This window comes from Brevundimonas sp. FV1ye28, from assembly GCF_058681135.1.
Window position 1 is genome coordinate 636387 of sequence record NZ_CM178731.1, and the last position, 16939, is coordinate 653325.

A 16939-nucleotide genomic window follows, 5' to 3' on the forward strand; every position below is an offset into this window, starting at 1 on the left:
GATCGGTGTGGCGCTCTCGTTCATCCCGGCATGAGAAGGCTGGGAGCTGCCAGCGCCCGCGTTTACTGAGGCTGGGAAGAGCAGAATCCGGACGGCGCGCTCACAAATCTTTGCCGACGGATGGCGTCGGTTGCGATAGGATACGCTAGTTCGCGCGAGGATGTTCGATGACGATGCAGGCCGCCGTCTACCCCGACGAGTTCGTGGTGTTGAAGCCCCAGCGTATGCGGCCGCTCACGGCCTTCCGCGCCTTCCGCAAGCTGGTCCGCAACAAGGAGGACACCGCCCAGGTGTTCGAGATCATGCGGGCCCTGACCGGGCGGTCGGGCGCGATCGGCTACAACAGGCTGCTGAAGACGGCCGAGGGCGGGCGTCAGGCGTTTCTGAGAGACGAGTTGGCCTTTAAGCTGGACGATCCTGTCTGGCTGGCGCGGTTCGGGCCGGGAACCGTCGGCGCAGAGTACAAGGCCTTCCGCGACCTGCGCGGCTTCACCGCCGAGGGCCTGGCCGAAACGGCGCGCGAGACCGCGCCCGAGATCGACGCGCCGCATCCGGTCGTCTGGTACTCGCGGCGGCTGAGGGATGTGCACGACATCTGGCATGTGCTGACGGGCTATGGGACTGACGCCTTGGGCGAGGCCTGCGTGGTCAGCTTCTCCTATGCGCAGACGCGGAACCTGGGCTTCGGCTTCATCGGTTGGGGCGCGGCGCGCGAGATCCAGCGCGAGAACCGGTCGATCCCGGCGCGGCGTGCGGTTCTGCAGGCCTGGCGCAACGGGCGGCGCGCTCAATGGCTGCCGGGACTGGACTACGAGGCGCTGTTCGCAGAGCCGCTCGAGACGGCGCGGGCCCGGCTCGGCATCCGTCCGGCCACGACCTATGCCGCGGTGCCGGCGGCGGATCTCGCCGCGCTGAAACTGCGCGCCTGACACGGGCGAAACCTGGCAGCAGTGGGCGGGGCCGGTGTTGCGCCGGTTCGGTGCGTCGGGCATTGCCAAGCCCTCCCGCCTGCGTTTCGTGAGTCCGCCTTGACCTTTTCCGAGCTGCGCCGACCGTCCGCCGGCGCTCTGGCGATCATCGGCGTCGCGGTCTGCGCGATCATCTGGGGCACGACCTGGTACGCCATCACCTGGCAGCTGGGGACGGTGGATCCGGTCGCCTCCCTGACGTGGCGCTTCGGCCTGGCGGCCCTGATCATCCTCGTCGGTTGCGCCCTGACCCGCCGGTCGCTGACGCTCACCAAGGGGCAGCATCTGGCGGCCCTGGGGCAGGGGGCCTTCGTCTTCGCCATCTCCTACACCTTCACCTATGCGGCCGAGGGCCATGTCACCTCGGCGATCGTCGCCGTGGTCTTCGCCAGCCTGGCCTTCCTCAACCTGGTCCTGTTCCGCGTCGTGGTGCGCCAGAAGGCCTCGCGCGAGGCGTGGATCGGCGCGTCTCTGGGCATCGTCGGGGTCGCAGTCCTGTCGGGAGGCGAGGCTCTGCGCGCCGGGTTCGACGCCCGCGCCCTGATGGGGATCGGCCTCGCCTTGCTGGCGGTGCTCTCCTCAACCGTCGGCAACTATTTCTCTTGGAAGGGCCAGCAGCTGGGGACCGCCATCCTGCCCCAGACCGGCTGGGCCATGGCCTACGGCACGGTGATGCTGGTGCTGCACGGTCTGGTCACGGGCGCGCATTTCACCATCGATCTGTCGCCCGGCTACCTGATCTCCCTGGCTCACCTTTCGATCCTGGGATCAGTCGTGGCTTTCCTGGTCTATTTCGCCGTGGCCCGGGCCAAGGGTTATGCGCTGGCCAGCTACATCTCGGCGCTGACGCCGCCGATTGCCATGCTGGTGTCCGTCATGTTCGAGGACGCGCGGTTCGGCTGGACGGCGCTCGTCGGGCTATTGCTGGTCCTGGCGGGTCAGATTCTGCTGAGCCGGGCGCCCAAGGTCAGCTAGCGGAACCAGCCGCGCTTTTTTGACTTCGCCTCGGCTTTCGCAGCCTGGGCGGCCTCGCGTTCGGACTCTTCCTTCGCCCGACGGGCCCGGACAGCCTTGCCCTGCTGGATTGCGATCAGAGCGATCAGGCCGTGGCGGGTGTGGGACGATGTCTTGCCGGTCAGGGGCGCGCCCATGGTCAGTCCTCCGTCGGGTCTCGCTTGGTCTGGTCCAGAAGCCGCGACTGCCGCTCGCGTTCCGTCTTCGCTGCGGTGCGTTCCGACTTGGTCAGGCCGTGGACGACCCGGTTGGCGGCGGCCTTCGCCTTGGACGCCGTCTTGTCGCGCGCTTTCCGCGCCCGGTTCAGATTGATGATCTCGGCCATCGTCAGCTCTGTGGAGAAGGCAGGGGTTCGGTCGGCGAGGTCTGGGGCGCCTTGGGTCGCAGGGCCTCGGGCACGGCGTCCGGCGCGATCTGCGTCGGCGTGGCGGGATGCTCCATGGTGGCGGTATCCAGCCGCACCCAGGCCCGGCCGTCACGGGCCAGGGTCTCGCCCAGCTCGAACAGGGCGTTCATCGTCTCCTGGTCGAAGTCGACGCTCGAGGCCTCGACATTGCCGGGAATGGCCGACAGCGACAGGGCCATGCCGTTCCGACGGGCGAAGGCGGTCGTGGCGGTGAGGTGGGTCCGCAGCGAGGCCTTGGACATGCTGTCGTAGCTGCGAATGAGGATGGAGGTCAGGCGACCCGGCGTCGTCGCATCGTTGCGCTCGGTCTGGCCGTTGACGACGACATAGAGAGCGCTCTGGCCGGCGCCCGGCTGACGCTCGCGCGTCCACAGCAGCAGGGGTTCGGGGATGGCCAGGAAGGGCGTGTTCACCCCACCGTCGACGTGCATCTCCATGACCACGGTGTTGTCGGGCTGCAGGCCCGCGATCAGCATCGGCGGAAAGACGCCGGGGATGCTGGCCGAGGCGACGAGCACCTGTTTGAACAGGATGATCGCGTTCTCGTCCCCCTGGGTGGCCAGAAGCCCCATGTCCCAGATCACCGTGTCCTGGCTGTCCAGATCGGTCGTGGCGACGAGAAGTCGGCGACCCGTCGCATGCTCGCGAGCGATCGCCTCGAGAAGTTCCGGCGTGACGTTCTCGTCCACTAGGTTCCGCAGCGCCGAATTGCTGAACAGGCTGGGATAAAGGAAGGCCGCGAAACTGCGCCAGCTCAGCAGATTGCTGGCCCCGCCGTCGGTGTAGGCGGCCTTCAGTTGCGGATCCCACTCGGAGCCGAGGAAGGCGAAGGGCGCTGCCAGGGCGCCGGTCGAGACGCCCGTGACGATGTCGAACCTCGGCCTGTCGCCATGCTCGGTCCAGCCGACCAGAAGACCGGCGCCATAGGCTCCATTGGCCCCTCCGCCGGACAGGGCCAGGATGTTCATAGATGCGCCGTGGGCAAACCGTGCGCCGATCTGATCAGAGAATGCCGTCAGTCGAGCCGAGTCGCTCGACCGGATGCGCGGGTCCTGAGCCGGCAGCAGGGAACCGTCGGCGATCCGCACCGGCCCGTCCGGACGTTGAAGCGTGCCGCAGGCGGAGGCCGAAAGCAGCAGCCCCAGGCCGAGCAGGGCGGCGATCATCCGTCTCATCGTCGATGTTCCAGGCGTAAGGGCAAGGCCATCAGGATAGCCCGGACGGACGACCACTGCCACCGCACGACAAGCGCTGCGGTTCGAAACCCGGATCGCACAGCGACGTTTGACAGGCCGGCAGACAGTCAAGGAGATCCGCCATGGTAGACCTCACCCTCATCAAGGAACATCTCGAAGTCGTCGGTTCGGACGGCGGTCACGTCGGCCGCGTCGACCACGTCAACGGCGACCAGATCGAACTGGCCAAGCTCGATCTCGCCGGCGGGTTCAAGCACCACTACATCCCGACCAGCTGGGTGGACTACGTCGATGACGACAAGGTGCGCCTCAGCCTGACCAAGGATGAAGCCAAGGCCCAGTGGACTGAGAAACACTGACTTGGACGCGCCTGTGGTCGGGACGCGGTCCCTCCCGACCTGAGGCGCGGCTTACGACGAATTCACGAGGGCCCCGCTGATATCGGCGGGGCCTTTCGCTTATCTATGTGCGGTCGGCGAACGGCCGATGGGGAGAGACGCCTTTGATCCGGTTCATTCTGAACGTCCTGTGGTTCATCTTCGGCGGCTGGATCAGCGGCCTGCTGTGGCTGTTGGGTGGTGCGGTTCTGGCCCTGACCATCGTAGGGCTGCCGTGGAGCTTCGCCGCCTGGCGGATCGCCAGCTATTCCTTCTGGCCGTTCGGACGCGAGGTCGTCTGGGGCGGAGAGGCGGATGGCAAGGACATCGGCTGCTTCGGCGTGGGCCTGAATATCATCTGGTTCATCTTCGCCGGCTGGTACATCGCCCTGTCGCACCTGTTGATCGCGGTGGCCGAGTTCATCTCCATCATCGGCATCCCCTTCGCCCTGAAGGACCTGGAGCTGGCCAAGCTGGCCCTCGCCCCCGTCGGCGCGACGATCCGGAACAAGCGCTGATCAGAAGCCGGTGAACAGCCTGTCGAGCGCGCGCCGGATGTCGTCTTCGTGGGCGAGGAGGGAGCCGACTCTTCGCTTCAACGACCGGCCTCGAACGCCCGCCAGTTCCGTAAGCACGACCAGGAGCGGTTCCTCGTCCACCACGACCGGGATTTCAAACTCGACGACGGTGGCATTGCTGTCGTTGACCAGCGGCGCGACGACCGCATCGTCGAATCCCGGGATGAGATGGGAGGACAGGACGACGACGAAAGGGGCGAACCGGCGCGCCTCCGCGGACGGGTTCTCATAGACGTCGAACTGACGCACTCACCAGGTCCGCAGATAATCGGACAGGACGCCCCGTTCAGCGATGCGCCGGTTGTGATCTTTGATCGCCTCGGCGTTCTCCTCCGCCCACCGCTTGGCCCGCGCTTCGGCGCCTGCGGGATCGACCTTCTGCAGATGCAGACGCAGGGCTCGCTCATCCATGCCGGCGATGGAAATCCCCAGTCGCTGCGCCTGTTCGATCAGTTCCGGATCGATGCCGATGTTCAGTTCGACCTTGCCCATGGGCCGAGGGTAACCTGGAATCTCATCATGCCCAACTCCCATCAGGCCTCGCCGAGCAGCACCTCCAGCATCCTCTCGCGCCGGGTCAGGAAGTTTTTCGTCACCTGATAGTGCTCGGTGTCCTCGTACTCGATCCGCTCCAGGCCGTGCTCGGAGGCCTGATAGATCCACGCATTCGGATAGCCGAGCAGGATCGGCGAATGGGTGGCGATGATCAGCTGCGACCTTGCCAGGACCAGTTCGTGCATCCGCGCCAGGAAGGACAATTGGCGGCTGGGTGACAGGGCCGCTTCCGGTTCGTCGAGGATGTAGAGGCCGTCGCCGATGAAACGATTGTCGAACAGGGCGAAGAAGCTCTCGCCATGCGACTGTTCGTGCAGGGATTTGCCGCCGTACCGATTGGCTCCGGCGCTCTCGAGATAACTGGCGACAGTGAAGAAGCTCTCGGCCCGAAGAAAGAATCCGTCCTGCAGCCGAAGCGGCGATTTGATCGGCCGAACGAAGCGATGCAGCGGCGAATGGCTCTCGCGGGTGCCGAAACGGTGCTCGCGCCCCCCGCCCTCGGGGTTAAAGCCCCAGGCGACGGCCAGCGCCTCTATCAGTGTCGACTTGCCCGACCCGTTCTCGCCGACCAGGAAGGTCACGTTGGGATGGAACTCCAGCCTGTGCAGCGACCGCACAGCCGGCAGGTTGAAGGGATAGACGCCCTCGTCCCACCCCTCGCGCCGTTCGAACAACGCCTCGATCCAGTAGGGGCGGGTGAGGGCGGTCATCTCATCCTCAGCCCGGCGAGATCATCTTCTCCGGCCGCACCGCCTCGTCGAACTCCGCGTCGGTCAGATAGCCGCCGCCGACCGCTTCCTGACGCAGGGTGGTGCCGTTCTTGTGCGCCGTCTTGGCGATCTTGGCGCAGGCGTCATAGCCCAGCTTGCCGTTCAGCGCGGTCACCAGCATCAGCGAGTTGTTCAGGCCGCGTTCGATGTTGTCCACGCGCGGCTCGATCCCGACGACGCAGTTGTCGGTGAAGCTGATGGCGGCATCGGCGACCAGCCGGACCGACTGCAGGAAGTTGTAGGCCATCACCGGGTTGAAGACGTTCAACTCGAAATGACCCTGCGAGCCGGCGAAGGTGATGGCGGCGTTGTTGCCGAACACCTGGACACAGACTTGCGTCAGCGCCTCGCACTGGGTCGGATTGACCTTCCCCGGCATGATCGACGAGCCCGGCTCGTTCTCAGGCAGGGCCAGTTCGCCCAAGCCCGAACGCGGGCCGGAACCCAGGAAGCGGATGTCATTCGCGATCTTGAACAGGCTCGCGGCCACCGTGTTGATGGCCCCGTGCGAGAAGACCATGGCGTCATGGGCGGCCAGGGCCTCGAACTTGTTCGGGGCCGTGGTGAAGGGCAGGCCGGTGATGCCGGCGATCTGCTCGGCGACCTTCTCTGCGAAGCCGACCGGCGCGTTCAGGCCGGTGCCGACGGCGGTGCCGCCCTGGGCCAGCTCCATCAGGGCCGGCAGGGTCTGTTCGATGCGGGCGATGCCGTTGGCGACCTGTTGCGTATAGCCGCCGAACTCCTGGCCCAGCGTCAGGGGCGTGGCGTCCTGCGTATGGGTCCGGCCGATCTTGATGATGTGAGCCCAGGCGTCCGACTTGGCCTTCAGCGCCGCATGCAGATGCTTCAGCGCCGGCAGCAGGTCGTTGACCACCTGTTCGGCGCAGGCGACGTGCATGGCCGTGGGATAGGTGTCGTTCGACGACTGGCTCATGTTGACGTGGTCGTTAGGGTGGACGGGCTTCTTGGAGCCCATCTCGCCGCCCAGCATCTCGATGGCGCGGTTAGAGATCACCTCGTTGGCGTTCATGTTCGACTGGGTGCCCGACCCTGTCTGCCAGACGACCAGCGGGAAGTGGTCGTTCAGCCTGCCTTCGATGACTTCGTTCGCCGCGGCGACGATGGCGTTCCCGACCGTCGCATCCAGCTTGCCCAGCGCCATATTGGTCTCGGCGGCGGCGCGCTTGACGATGCCCAGGGCGCGGACGACGGGCAGGGGCTGCTTCTCCCAGCCGATCTTGAAGTTGCCGAGCGAGCGCTGCGCCTGGGCACCCCAGTATTTCGAGTTGTCGACCTCGATGGGGCCGAAGGTGTCCGTCTCGGTGCGGTACGAGGTCATCGCGGCAAGGCTTTCGTCAGGCGTGGCGGGAAGATGCGCGGGGGTGTAGCACGGGGGGAGGGGCGGGCAAGTCGCCCAAGGTCGAAGAGGTCGGTATGAGGGCGATGAAGCGGGTCGTGGCGGCAGTGGCGGCGGGTTCGGTCATCCTGTCCGTAGGCGCGGCGGCAGCGCAGACGGATCAGCCGACGGTCGTCCTGCACACGACCCTGGGTGACATCACCCTGCGCCTCGACGCCGAACATGCGCCCATCACCACCTGCAACTTCCTGCGCTACGTCGAGAGCGGGCGCTATGCGCAAGGAAGCTTCTTCCGCACCGTGGTCGCCGCGACCAACGACAACCCCAATCCGATCGACGTGATCCAGGCCGCGACCACGGCGGGCAGCGACGATCCGGGCCTGGGCCCCATCCCGCTGGAGCGGACGCGCGACACCGGCCTGCGCCACTCGGCCGGGGCCATCTCCATGGCGCGCGACGGGCCGGACACGGCGACCTCCAGCTTCTTCATCGTCGTCAACGACACGCCCGCGCTCGACTTCGGCGGCGGCCGTAATCCGGACGGTCAGGGGTTCGCGGCCTTCGGCGTCGTCGTCTCCGGCATGGACGTCGTCCGCACGATTCAGTCCGCGCCCTCGACGGACGAGCAACTGGCCGAACCCGTCGTGATCACCTCCGCCACCCTGGAGGGCGCCCGCCCGGCGGTCTGCGGCCAGTGAGCCAGGCCGGCTGGATCGGCACCGGAAAGGTCCGCGCGCGCGAGCAGGGCGAGGTGGTGGAGATCACCATCGACGGCCTGACCACCCAGGCCAAATACTACAAGCCGCTCGTCTATGAGTTCATGCGCAAGGAGTGGGTCTCGCGCCCCAGCTATGGCGACTATGTCGTCGAGATCGTGATGGAGCATGTCGGCGATCCGCCCTGGATGGACCTAGACAACCTCGCCAAGGCCCTGCTGGACGCCATCAAGGGCTATCTGTTCCACGACGACAGCCAGGTGGCGCGCCTTCTGGTCGAACGGCGCGAGGGCGAGCGGGAACGGATCACGATCCGCACCTTCCCGCGCAAAATCTAGCCCGGCGGGCGGTTGAACCGCAGCGTCGGCAGCAGCAGTTGCATGTCCGACCCGATGGAAACCTGGGGCTCCGACGCCGGCGTCAGGCCCTCGGCCTCTTCCCGGGTCTTGACGCAGGCCCGCACCCCGTTGGCCAAGGCGATGAAGTCCGAAGCGGTCGGCAGGGACTGGATCACGCAGCCGTCGAAATAGGGATACTCCGCGTCCTCCGAACAGCCGAAGGAGGAGCGATCCCGACGCGCGGCGGTCATGATCATCCGGTTGGGCGCGGCCAGGCCATCGACGAAGATCCCCGAATAGCAGGCCGAGACCACGATGACGGTCGGCCGCTCTCCGCAGATCTCGCGCACCATCGTCGCCATGCGGGTGGGGGTCAGCCTTTGGACCTGACCGAACACCATGGCCTGGGGACTGCCGTGGGAGGTGAAATAGAGCAGGCACCCGCGCTGGGCCCGGCTCGCGACCTCGCCGATGCCCCGGATCGCCGCGTCGCCGGTGACGACCGGCGTGACGTCCGGCCGCAGGGTCGCGTCGAACATGTCCGCCCGCGAGAAGCCGGCCGCCAGAAATCCCGAAACCAGATCGCGTCGGGCGTTGTCGAAGGCCTGGATCGGCTGACCGTCGCTGGTGCGCCAGTCGGCGGCGACGATCGCCGAGGCCCAGCCGTCGAACCGGCTGGGCGTCTGGGCGTGGGCCGCACCCGCGACCCACCACGACAGGATGACGATGACGACAAGTCTCAGCACGCGTCCCTCCAGGCTGAGGGAAGCTTAGCGCGCGCCGGGCGGCTGAAAAGCTTACTTCTTCCGGAACTGGTCCAGCGACACGACCTTGGGACCGTCATCGCCCGATGGCGGCGTGTCGGTGCGCGTCGGCGGCGGCAGTTCGGCGACCGGTTCGGCCACCGGCTCCGGCGCCTCGAACTGCAGCAGGAACTGGACGCTGGGGTCGTAGAAGCGCGTCACGGCCGTATAGGGCACGGTCAGGACCTTGGGCATGCCGCCGAACTTCAGCATGACCGAGAACAGATCGTGCTCGACGGCCAGGTCCCAGTACTGGTGCTGCAGGACGACCGTCATCTCGTCGGGATATTTGGCGATCACGTCCGGCGGGACGGAGACGCCGGGGCCGCGCGTCTTGAAGGTGATGTAGAAGTGGTGCGCGCCGGGGATGCCGCCGGGGCTGGCCGCGCGCTCGAGGGCGGAACGGATCACCCCGCGCAGGGCATCCTGCGCGAGCTTCTCGTACTGCATCTCGTCGATCGGCGGCGCGTCTTCAGCCATGGAAACCCTCTACTAGCGGCGCGACTGATAGCGGCACCGTGCGGCGGGTGGAAGATGCGAATGTTAGGAAAGCGCCGGGGATTCTGTTGGCAGGCTCCCCGACAGGCCCCGCCTAAGGATCTGAACCCCTAGGACTTAAGATTCGAAATCAACCGAACCGCATTACGCGGCGAGGCGGACTTCTCCAGCGAAGTTATCGTTCGCAGTTAGAAAATGGCCCGATACGGTGGGCCAGGACGAGCGAAAGCAGTCTTCTTTACACGTCCGTCGATGCTAGTCGGCCCCATAAGCCTCCGCCGATAACGCGGGGAGAAATGGTGGAGCCGCCGGGAATCGCACCCGGGTCCGGTCCGCTTATTACAAGCGCGTTTATCGCCATATCCGGAGCAAGCCCCGGCAAGACCAATATAGGGTCGGCGGCGGTGAATTCCAAGTTCCTTACACCTCACTCCGTGCACCCCGGCGAAGGCCGGGGTCCAGATGGCAAATTCGGTGCACGGATGAGACGATGCGGTGCGAAATGTCTGCCGCCGAACCCGTGATCTGGACCCCGGCCTTCGCCGGGGTGCACGGTGGGGGTAGGGGGATCGACCATGGACGCGGACGGCAGGCTGGAGATCGCGGCGGGGTTTGCGACCGCGCTCGGCCCGCGCAAGGACAATCAGGATTTCGGCGCGGTCCACCTCGGCACGCCGTCCGAACAGGCCCTGCACGGCATGCTGGCCATGGTCGCGGATGGCGTCTCCGGATCGAAGGGCGGACGCATCGCCTCCGAACTCGCGGGCCGCACCTTCATCGACGGCTATCTGGACCAGAGCCCGCTCAAGGGCGTGGCCGCGGCCGGCGTCGCCGCCCTGACCGGCTACAATCGCTGGCTCCATGCCAAGGGACGGTCGGACCCCGAGATGGCGGGCGCCGCCACCACCTTCACCGCCCTGGTCATGCGGGGCAGGGAGGCGACGTCCCTGCATGTCGGCGACTCCAGAGCCTGGCATTTCCGCGACGGCGTCCTGACCCGGCTGACCGAGGATCATGTCCTGTCCCAGCCCGGTCTCAGCCACGTCCTCTACCGCGCCATCGGCATCGAGCCGGATCTCAGGCTCGACGTGCGGGCCGTGACGCTCAAGGCTCACGACCGGCTGCTCCTGACCACCGACGGTGTCCACGGCGTCGTGTCGGAGGACGACCTGACGCAACTCATGGCCCGCCGCGCCTCGCCCGAGGCCGACGCCCAGGCCATCGTCGACAAGGCCGGTGCGGAGGAGACCCGCGACAACGCCACCGCCATCGTCATCGACGTCATCCGCATCGGCGCGGTGGACCAGGATGCGATCGGCGCCGAGGCCGCCGGCCTCGCCATCCTCCCGCCGCCGACCGTCGGTGACAACGTCGACCGCTTCCAGCTCGAGCGGCTGTTGTCCGACGGCAAATACACCCGCGTCTTCGTGGCGAAGGATCAGGACGGCGGCGGCCCGGTCGTCCTCAAATTTCCCAAGCCTGCGCTCCTTTCGGAAAGCGGCGCACGGGGCGCCTTCCTGCGCGAAAGCTTCATCGGCCGCCGCATCGACAGCCCCTTCGTCGGCAAGACCCTGACCTTGGACACCGGCCGGCAGAGCCGCCTCTACATCGCCCAGCCGCTCTACGTCGGCCGCACCCTTCACGCGAAGATCGCCGACGAGCCGTTCGATATCCCCCAGGGCGTCAGCGTCGCCATCCGTCTGTCGAAGGCTGTCGCCGCCCTGCACCGCCAGGGCATCACCCACCGCGACATCAAGCCCGACAACGTCATCCTCGAATCCAACGGCGGCCTGAAGCTGATCGATCTCGGCGTCGCCCGCCTGCCGAAGATCGAGGAGTTCGCCGAGGCCGAGGCTCCCGGCACTCTGGGCTACAAAGCCCCCGAGATGTTCGCCGACAACAAGGGTGACGCCCTGACCGACCAGTACGCGCTGGGCGTCACCCTCTACCGCCTCTTCACCGGCGACTATCCGAGCGGCCAGGAGGAGGACTTCAATCGCATGAAGTTCGAGAAACCGACCCGCCCCTCGAAACACCGACCCGACATGCCCGCCTGGCTGGAGGCCGCCATCCTGCGCGCCATCGCCGTCGAGCCCACCGACCGCTTCGACGAGGTCGAGGAAATGATTCACGTCCTCGAAAGCGGCAGCGCCGCCGCCGTCCCGCCCCGCCGCGAACTGTCCCTGATGGAACGCGAGCCCGTCCGCTTCTGGCAGGGGGTCAGCGCGTTGTTGCTGGTGCTGCTGCTGGCGTCGTTGATGCTGGCATAAGCGACGGTTGACGTTCATGAGCGACAATTGTAGCGTGTGCACGACAGATGTGGAGTCAACATGTCGCGCAACCCCGATACCACCCCCACCGACGCCGAGCTCGAGGTCCTGAAATGCTTCTGGCGTGACGGCGATCTGTCGTCACGGGAGGTGCATGACCGGGTCTCGACCCAGATGGACTGGACGCCGTCGACCACCCGCACGGTACTGGAGCGGATGCGCGCCAAGGCCCTGCTGTCGCGTCGCGATGTCCACGGCGTCGCTGTCTATTCGCAGGTCCGGCCCAAGGTCGAGGTGCTGAACCTGCTGATGCGGCGGTTCTCGGCCTTGCTGGACATGGACGGCGCCCTCCCGGCAGCGGCCTTCTCCGGGAGCCAGCTCCTGAGCGACAGCGACATCGCCGAGCTGGAGACCCTGCTGAACGCGAACGAGGCGGAGGCCCGCGATGACGACGCCTGAGCTTCTGGCGCTGTCCCTCGGCCTCAGCGTCGTCATCGCCGCCCTGGCCTGGGGCGCGGTCCGGCTGTTCGAGGGGGCGACCGCCGACCCCATCCTGCGTGAGCGGGCCTGGACTACGGCCCTCTATATTCCCGTGCTGCCCGTGCTCATGGTCGCCGTCCTGCTGACGACGCCGCGTCCAGTGGTCGAGGCGACGGTCCCGACGGAGGCTGTCGCGACCGTCCAGATCACCGCGATCGAGACGGCCAATGCGCCCGCCATCGACGCGGAACAGGTCGCGCTCGCCTTTCTGGCGCTGTCCCTGCTGTTCGGTCTGGCGCGGGGCGTCGGACTGGCTGTCCGAACGATCCGGCTGCACCGTCTGATCGACACCGCCGACCCCGCAGACGCCGATGTCATCGAGACTGTGCGCACGATCTCGGCGCAAACCGGGGTCGCCCTGCCGACGGTTCGCCTATGCCGCTCCAGCGGAGAGGCCATGGTCACCGGCTTCATCAGGCCCACCCTGATCCTGCCCGACAGCCTGACCACCGATCCGACCGCGCTCCGTAACGTCTGCGCCCACGAACTGACCCACCTGAAGCGTGGCGATCATCGCGCCCTGTGGATCGAGGAGGCCCTGCTCACCGGCCTCGCGTTCAATCCCGTCCTGCGCCTGATCCGCGACCGCCGCGCCGCTGCGCGCGAGGAGGCCTGCGACGCCCAGGTCCTGGCCCATGCCGATGGCGACACGCGTCGCCTCTACGCCCGTTCTCTGCTGGACGCTCTCCGCGTTCCGGCCGGAGGAGACGTGCCTGCCCTGACTTTCACCAGCACCAGAAGGATCTTCGTCATGCATCGCCTGAAAGCCATCCTGTCTCCGGCCCCCGTCGCGGGACTTCGACCGCGCCTCGCCCTGCTTGGTCTGGGCGCGGCACTGGCCGCCGTCGCCGGCGCAAGTTCAGTAGCCGTCGCCGGTCAGCGGGAGCCGGAGGTCGCCCCACAGCCGGTCACCGCACCGGTCTCGCGCGTTCTGACGACGCTCCGCACCCCGGCGCCCGAGGCGGCTTCCCGACCTGTCGTCGCTCCGGTCGCAGCTCCTGCTCCGGCGCCGAAGACCGAGGCGGCGCCGGTCGCCCCGCCCACGCTCCAGCCGGACGTAATCACCAATCCGAGCTGGGCCCGGATGCCCATGCCGCTGTCCTATCCCGCTGCCGCCATCGAACAGGGTCTGACCGGTGGCCAGGCAGACCTGTCCTGCACGGTTGAGCGTGACGGCCGGGTTTCGGGCTGCACCGTCATCAGCGAAACCCCGGAGGGCGCGGGCTTCGGCGCAGCCGGCCTTGAAGCCGCTGCGGATGCGCGTCTGTCGCCCCGGTCCGTCGATGGCGTCGCCGTCGGCGGCACGGTACGGTTCTCCATCCGCTTCACCATGAGCGCGGAATGAGGTGAAGCCGAGGGCCTGACGGCGCCCGTCGTCAGGCCCTCGCCCAATCCCGACACTGGTTCCTGAACCAGGTCAGCTGCCGTTTTGCGTAGTTCCGCGTCGCCTGCTGCAAGGTGCCGACCGCTTCGGCGCGCGTCGCCTTTCCGGCCAGCCAGGCGGCGATCTCGCGGACGCCCACGGCCTTCATGGCGGGCAGGGCGGGGTCTAGGTCGCGGGCAATCAGCGCCTCGACCTCCTCGACCGCCCCGTCCTGCATCATCGTCAGCACCCGCGCGTCGCAGTTGGCGTAGAGCGCCTCCCGCTCCGGCTCCAGCACCAGCCGATCATAGCTTCCGGGCTTCAACAGCGGCGACGTCCCCGCCTGCCAGTCCGACAATGACCGCCCCGTCGACCGCGCCACGGCGAATGCCCGGGTCAGGCGCTGGCGATCCCCGGCCTCGATGGCGGCCGCCGCCGGCGGATCGAAGGTCGTCAGCCGCAGCCGAAACGCCGCCTCGCCCTCCGTGTCGAACAATGCCATCGCCTCGTCCCGCGCCTCGGTCGGCACATCGGGAATGTCCGCCAGCCCCTTGGTCAGGGCCGTGAAATACAGGCCCGTCCCGCCGACGATCAGGATCGGATGCCCCTGGCTGGTCAGTTCGTCGATCAGCGGCAGGATCGCGCGGGTCCAGCGGCCGACCGACCAGGCCTCGGCCGCATCGACCGTCCCATAGAGATGATGGGCCGCCTGCCGCTCCTCGTCCCGCGAAGGCCGGGCCGTCAGGACGCGGAGGTCGGCATAAAGCTGCTGGCTGTCGGCGTTGACGATGGCCGCGCCGGTCGCCTTCGCCCGCTCAAGCGCCAGGCGCGACTTGCCCGAGGCGGTCGGGCCGGCGAGCAATGTGATCGAGGGTCGGGACAACGGAGGCTCGCGCGGGACAGGGGATGGCGATAGAACGCGCCTCCGCCTTCCGCAACCGAGACACAAGACCTTGATCGACCGCGCCTCCGTCGAAGCCGTGCTCAACGCCATCCTCGACCCGGAGACGGGCAGGGGCTTGATCGACGCGGGCGTGCCGAAAGGCCTGATGGTCGCCGAGGACCGCGCCGGCTTCGTCATCGAGGTCCCCGCCAACCGCACCGCCGCCTACGCTCCCGTCCGTGACGCGGCCGAGGCGGCGCTGAAGGCCATGCCGGGGATGGCCCGCGTCTCCGTCGTCCTGACCGCCGAGACCGCCCCGGTCGGCCGCAGGGCCTCCCTCTCGCCCGCCGCCGTCGAACAGACCCGCGCCAAGGCCCCGGTCCCAACCGACCGCCCCGCCCACGTCCGCCGCGTCCTCGCGGTCGCCAGCGGCAAGGGCGGCGTCGGCAAGTCCACGGTCGCGGTGAACCTGGCGGCGGCCCTGGTGCGGCGCGGCCTTTCGGTCGGCATCCTCGACGCCGATGTCTACGGCCCGTCTCTTCCGACCATGCTCGGCCTTTCGGGCCAGCCGGCCTATGAGGACGGCGCCATCATTCCCCACATCGCCCACGGCCTGAAGGCCATGTCGGTGGGCCTGCTGACCAAGTCCGACGACGCCATGATCTGGCGCGGACCGATGGCCTCCCAGGCCATCACCCAGATGCTGACCCAGACGCGCTGGGGAACCGAAGATGCGCCGCTGGACGTCCTGGTCGTCGACCTGCCGCCCGGCACCGGCGACGTGCAACTGACCCTGATCCAGAAGACGCCCCTGGACGGCGCCGTGATCGTCTCCACGCCTCAGGAGGTCGCCCTCGCCGACGCCCGCCGCGCCCACACCCTGTTCCAGCGCGTCAAGGTTCCGACCCTGGGTCTGATCGAGAACATGAGCGGCGACGTCTTCGGTCGCGGCGGAGCGGAAGCCGAGGCCGGGCGTCTGGGCGTCGCCTTCCTCGGCGACCTCCCGCTGGATGCCTCCCTGCGTCAGGCGGGCGATGCCGGTGCGCCGCTAGCCGACGGTGAGATCGCTGGTCGGTTCGACACGATCGCCGCGACGCTCGCACAAAAACTCGGCATCTGAGGGTTTTCAAACGCAACGGAAACCGCCACCTTGCCGGTTCCCGAACCTGCCGCGAGAGACTTACGATGAGCGTCGACACCCTGTTCCGCCCCTTCACGATCAAGGGGCTGACGCTCCCGAACCGCATCGTCATGGCGCCGATGACCCGCTCCTTCTCGCCGGGCGGCGTCCCGACGTCGGACGTCGCCGCCTATTATCGTCGCCGCGCTGAAGGCGATGTCGGCCTGATCATCACCGAGGGGACCGTCGTCGAACGCCCGGCCGCCCGCAATGATGCGGCCGTTCCCGTCTTCCACGGCGAGGCCCTGCCCGAATGGAAGAAGGTGGTGGACGAGGTCCACGCCGCCGGTGGCCTGATCGCCCCCCAGATCTGGCATGTCGGCGCCGCGCGTGGCCAGGGCGCCGAATGGAAGCCGCTCGGACAGGTCGACAGCCCCTCCGGCCTCGTCGCGCCGGGCAAGCAGAAATACCAGCCGATGACCGAAGAGGACATCGCCGACACCATCGCCGCCTTCGGCCGCTCGGCGCGGGCCTCGCGCGACCTGGGCTTCGACGCCGCCGAAATCCACTCGGCCCACGGCTATCTGATCGATCAGTTCTACTGGTCCGGCCTGAACGCACGCGGAGACCGCTGGGGCGGACCGACCATCAAGGAGCGCGCCCGCTTCGGCGTCGAGGTGGTCAAGGCCGTGCGTGAGGGCCTCGGCCCCGACATCCCCCTGATCATCCGCCTGTCGCAATGGAAACAGCAGGATTACGCCGCCCGGATCGCCGAGACGCCGGACGAGATGGCCGATTGGCTGCTGCCCCTATCCGACGCGGGGGTCGACGTCTTCCACTGTTCGCAGCGCCGCTTCTGGGAGCCGGAATTCGAGGGCTCCGATCTCAACTTCGCCGGTTGGGCCAAGGTGATCACCAAGAAGCCGACCATCAGCGTCGGCTCTGTCGGTCTGGACGGCGAGTTCATGGCCGCCTTCGCCGGCCAGGGCTCGCGCACCGCGTCCCTCGATGGCCTGATCGAGCGGATGGAGCGCGACGAGTTCGACCTGATCGCCGTGGGCCGCGCCCTGCTGGCCGATCCCGACTGGGTGCAGAAGGTCCGCGACGGCCGCCAGTCCGAACTGACCGATTTCGAGCGCGGCCATATGGCAGTGCTGCACTAGCAGTGGCGACCCGCTAGGATGGCG

The 16939-nt window shown here is 67.6% G+C and carries 21 protein-coding genes and 1 other RNA gene; 11 read left to right on the forward strand and 11 right to left on the reverse strand.

The annotated features are described in order from the left end of the window. Positions 1-167 precede the first annotated feature (167 nt). Both ACW171_RS03165 and ACW171_RS03170 read left to right on the forward strand, forming a co-directional pair. Positions 168-929, forward strand: coding sequence for a Coq4 family protein (locus ACW171_RS03165; RefSeq protein ID WP_492095650.1), 762 nt, complete (start codon positions 168-170; stop codon positions 927-929). A gap of 99 nt (positions 930-1028) precedes the next feature. Then, complete coding sequence (locus ACW171_RS03170; protein WP_492095651.1) at positions 1029-1943, forward strand: DMT family transporter; 915 nt, start codon at positions 1029-1031, stop codon at positions 1941-1943. On the opposite strand, the gene ACW171_RS03175 is transcribed toward ACW171_RS03170, so the two are convergent. From ACW171_RS03175 to ACW171_RS03185, 3 genes are read right to left on the reverse strand one after another with little or no spacing between them, the layout of a single operon-like run. After that, on the reverse strand, positions 1940-2119 hold the full coding sequence (locus tag ACW171_RS03175) for a hypothetical protein (protein ID WP_492095652.1): 180 nt from the start codon (positions 2117-2119) through the stop codon (positions 1940-1942). The genes ACW171_RS03170 and ACW171_RS03175 overlap by 4 nt on opposite strands. Before the next feature lie 2 nt (positions 2120-2121). Further along, complete coding sequence (locus ACW171_RS03180) at positions 2122-2307, reverse strand: DUF4169 family protein (RefSeq protein ID WP_492095653.1); 186 nt, start codon at positions 2305-2307, stop codon at positions 2122-2124. Positions 2308-2309: 2 nt separating this feature from the next. Then, positions 2310-3563: a patatin-like phospholipase family protein gene (locus tag ACW171_RS03185; RefSeq protein WP_492095654.1), complete on the reverse strand. Its 1254-nt coding sequence runs from the start codon at positions 3561-3563 to the stop codon at positions 2310-2312. A 143-nt stretch (positions 3564-3706) separates the two neighbouring features. On the opposite strand from ACW171_RS03185, the gene ACW171_RS03190 reads away from it, so the two are divergent. Then, positions 3707-3943, forward strand: coding sequence for a DUF2171 domain-containing protein (locus tag ACW171_RS03190; protein ID WP_492095655.1), 237 nt, complete (start codon positions 3707-3709; stop codon positions 3941-3943). A gap of 143 nt (positions 3944-4086) precedes the next feature. Continuing rightward, positions 4087-4479, forward strand: coding sequence for a YccF domain-containing protein (locus ACW171_RS03195; RefSeq protein ID WP_492095656.1), 393 nt, complete (start codon positions 4087-4089; stop codon positions 4477-4479). On the opposite strand, the gene ACW171_RS03200 is transcribed toward ACW171_RS03195, so the two are convergent. Genes ACW171_RS03200 through fumC form a run of 4 tightly spaced genes read right to left on the reverse strand, consistent with a single transcriptional unit; the run spans position 4480 to position 7203 of the window. Next, positions 4480-4788, reverse strand: coding sequence for a CcdB family protein (locus tag ACW171_RS03200; protein WP_492095657.1), 309 nt, complete (start codon positions 4786-4788; stop codon positions 4480-4482). Further along, positions 4789-5031, reverse strand: coding sequence for a type II toxin-antitoxin system CcdA family antitoxin (locus ACW171_RS03205; RefSeq protein ID WP_492095658.1), 243 nt, complete (start codon positions 5029-5031; stop codon positions 4789-4791). 41 nt (positions 5032-5072) lie between these two features. Further along, positions 5073-5804, reverse strand: coding sequence for an AAA family ATPase (locus tag ACW171_RS03210; RefSeq protein WP_492095659.1), 732 nt, complete (start codon positions 5802-5804; stop codon positions 5073-5075). Between the two features lie 7 nt (positions 5805-5811). Next, the gene (fumC, locus tag ACW171_RS03215) at positions 5812-7203 is read right to left on the reverse strand and encodes a class II fumarate hydratase (protein ID WP_492095660.1); all 1392 of its coding nucleotides are present in this window, start codon (positions 7201-7203) and stop codon (positions 5812-5814) included. A gap of 95 nt (positions 7204-7298) precedes the next feature. On the opposite strand from fumC, the gene ACW171_RS03220 reads away from it, so the two are divergent. Together ACW171_RS03220 and ACW171_RS03225 are read left to right on the forward strand one after the other, a co-directional pair. Continuing rightward, a complete protein-coding gene (locus ACW171_RS03220) occupies positions 7299-7919 on the forward strand; it encodes a peptidylprolyl isomerase (RefSeq protein WP_492095661.1) in 621 nt (206 codons plus the stop codon). Then, complete coding sequence (locus ACW171_RS03225; protein ID WP_492095662.1) at positions 7916-8275, forward strand: RusA family crossover junction endodeoxyribonuclease; 360 nt, start codon at positions 7916-7918, stop codon at positions 8273-8275. The genes ACW171_RS03220 and ACW171_RS03225 overlap by 4 nt, the downstream gene beginning before the upstream one ends. Here ACW171_RS03225 and ACW171_RS03230 read toward each other — a convergent pair. The 3 genes from ACW171_RS03230 to ssrA form a co-directional block, all read right to left on the reverse strand. After that, on the reverse strand, positions 8272-9021 hold the full coding sequence (locus ACW171_RS03230; RefSeq protein WP_492095663.1) for a C13 family peptidase: 750 nt from the start codon (positions 9019-9021) through the stop codon (positions 8272-8274). The two genes, ACW171_RS03225 and ACW171_RS03230, sit on opposite strands and share 4 nt — an antisense overlap. 51 nt (positions 9022-9072) lie before the next feature. After that, positions 9073-9558, reverse strand: coding sequence for an SspB family protein (locus ACW171_RS03235; RefSeq protein WP_492095664.1), 486 nt, complete (start codon positions 9556-9558; stop codon positions 9073-9075). Between the two features lie 72 nt (positions 9559-9630). Next, positions 9631-9995, reverse strand: a transfer-messenger RNA (tmRNA) gene (ssrA, locus tag ACW171_RS03240). 156 nt (positions 9996-10151) lie between these two features. Here ssrA and ACW171_RS03245 point away from each other — a divergent pair. Genes ACW171_RS03245 through ACW171_RS03255 form a run of 3 tightly spaced genes read left to right on the forward strand, consistent with a single transcriptional unit; the run spans position 10152 to position 13731 of the window. Continuing rightward, positions 10152-11846, forward strand: coding sequence for a bifunctional protein-serine/threonine kinase/phosphatase (locus ACW171_RS03245; protein WP_492095665.1), 1695 nt, complete (start codon positions 10152-10154; stop codon positions 11844-11846). Between the two features lie 60 nt (positions 11847-11906). Continuing rightward, complete coding sequence (locus ACW171_RS03250; RefSeq protein ID WP_492095666.1) at positions 11907-12305, forward strand: BlaI/MecI/CopY family transcriptional regulator; 399 nt, start codon at positions 11907-11909, stop codon at positions 12303-12305. Next, complete coding sequence (locus ACW171_RS03255; RefSeq protein WP_492095667.1) at positions 12292-13731, forward strand: M56 family metallopeptidase; 1440 nt, start codon at positions 12292-12294, stop codon at positions 13729-13731. The genes ACW171_RS03250 and ACW171_RS03255 overlap by 14 nt, the downstream gene beginning before the upstream one ends. A 31-nt stretch (positions 13732-13762) precedes the next feature. On the opposite strand, the gene miaA is transcribed toward ACW171_RS03255, so the two are convergent. Continuing rightward, positions 13763-14632 (reverse strand): tRNA (adenosine(37)-N6)-dimethylallyltransferase MiaA, encoded by an 870-nt coding sequence (gene miaA, locus ACW171_RS03260; RefSeq protein WP_492095668.1) that lies wholly within the window; start codon positions 14630-14632, stop codon positions 13763-13765. 70 nt (positions 14633-14702) lie between these two features. Here miaA and ACW171_RS03265 point away from each other — a divergent pair, with 70 nt between their 5' ends. Both ACW171_RS03265 and ACW171_RS03270 read left to right on the forward strand, forming a co-directional pair. Next, entirely contained in the window at positions 14703-15752 is a 1050-nt protein-coding gene (locus tag ACW171_RS03265; protein WP_492095669.1) for an Mrp/NBP35 family ATP-binding protein, read from the forward strand. Positions 15753-15817: 65 nt separating this feature from the next. After that, positions 15818-16915, forward strand: a complete 1098-nt coding sequence (locus ACW171_RS03270; protein WP_492095670.1) for an NADH:flavin oxidoreductase — start codon at positions 15818-15820, stop codon at positions 16913-16915. Positions 16916-16939: the final 24 nt, after the last annotated feature.

Coding starts and splice junctions, on each gene's coding strand:
- ACW171_RS03255 (WP_492095667.1), top strand. CDS start 12,292: ATGACGACGCCTGAGCTTCTGGCGCTGTCCCTCGGCCTCAGCGTCGTC.
- ACW171_RS03235 (WP_492095664.1), bottom strand. CDS start 9,558: ATGGCTGAAGACGCGCCGCCGATCGACGAGATGCAGTACGAGAAGCTC.
- ACW171_RS03250 (WP_492095666.1), top strand. CDS start 11,907: ATGTCGCGCAACCCCGATACCACCCCCACCGACGCCGAGCTCGAGGTC.
- ACW171_RS03220 (WP_492095661.1), top strand. CDS start 7,299: ATGAGGGCGATGAAGCGGGTCGTGGCGGCAGTGGCGGCGGGTTCGGTC.
- ACW171_RS03245 (WP_492095665.1), top strand. CDS start 10,152: ATGGACGCGGACGGCAGGCTGGAGATCGCGGCGGGGTTTGCGACCGCG.
- ACW171_RS03190 (WP_492095655.1), top strand. CDS start 3,707: ATGGTAGACCTCACCCTCATCAAGGAACATCTCGAAGTCGTCGGTTCG.
- ACW171_RS03185 (WP_492095654.1), bottom strand. CDS start 3,563: ATGAGACGGATGATCGCCGCCCTGCTCGGCCTGGGGCTGCTGCTTTCG.
- ACW171_RS03175 (WP_492095652.1), bottom strand. CDS start 2,119: ATGGGCGCGCCCCTGACCGGCAAGACATCGTCCCACACCCGCCACGGC.
- ACW171_RS03270 (WP_492095670.1), top strand. CDS start 15,818: ATGAGCGTCGACACCCTGTTCCGCCCCTTCACGATCAAGGGGCTGACG.
- ACW171_RS03205 (WP_492095658.1), bottom strand. CDS start 5,031: ATGGGCAAGGTCGAACTGAACATCGGCATCGATCCGGAACTGATCGAA.
- ACW171_RS03180 (WP_492095653.1), bottom strand. CDS start 2,307: ATGGCCGAGATCATCAATCTGAACCGGGCGCGGAAAGCGCGCGACAAG.
- fumC (WP_492095660.1), bottom strand. CDS start 7,203: ATGACCTCGTACCGCACCGAGACGGACACCTTCGGCCCCATCGAGGTC.
- ACW171_RS03165 (WP_492095650.1), top strand. CDS start 168: ATGACGATGCAGGCCGCCGTCTACCCCGACGAGTTCGTGGTGTTGAAG.
- ACW171_RS03210 (WP_492095659.1), bottom strand. CDS start 5,804: ATGACCGCCCTCACCCGCCCCTACTGGATCGAGGCGTTGTTCGAACGG.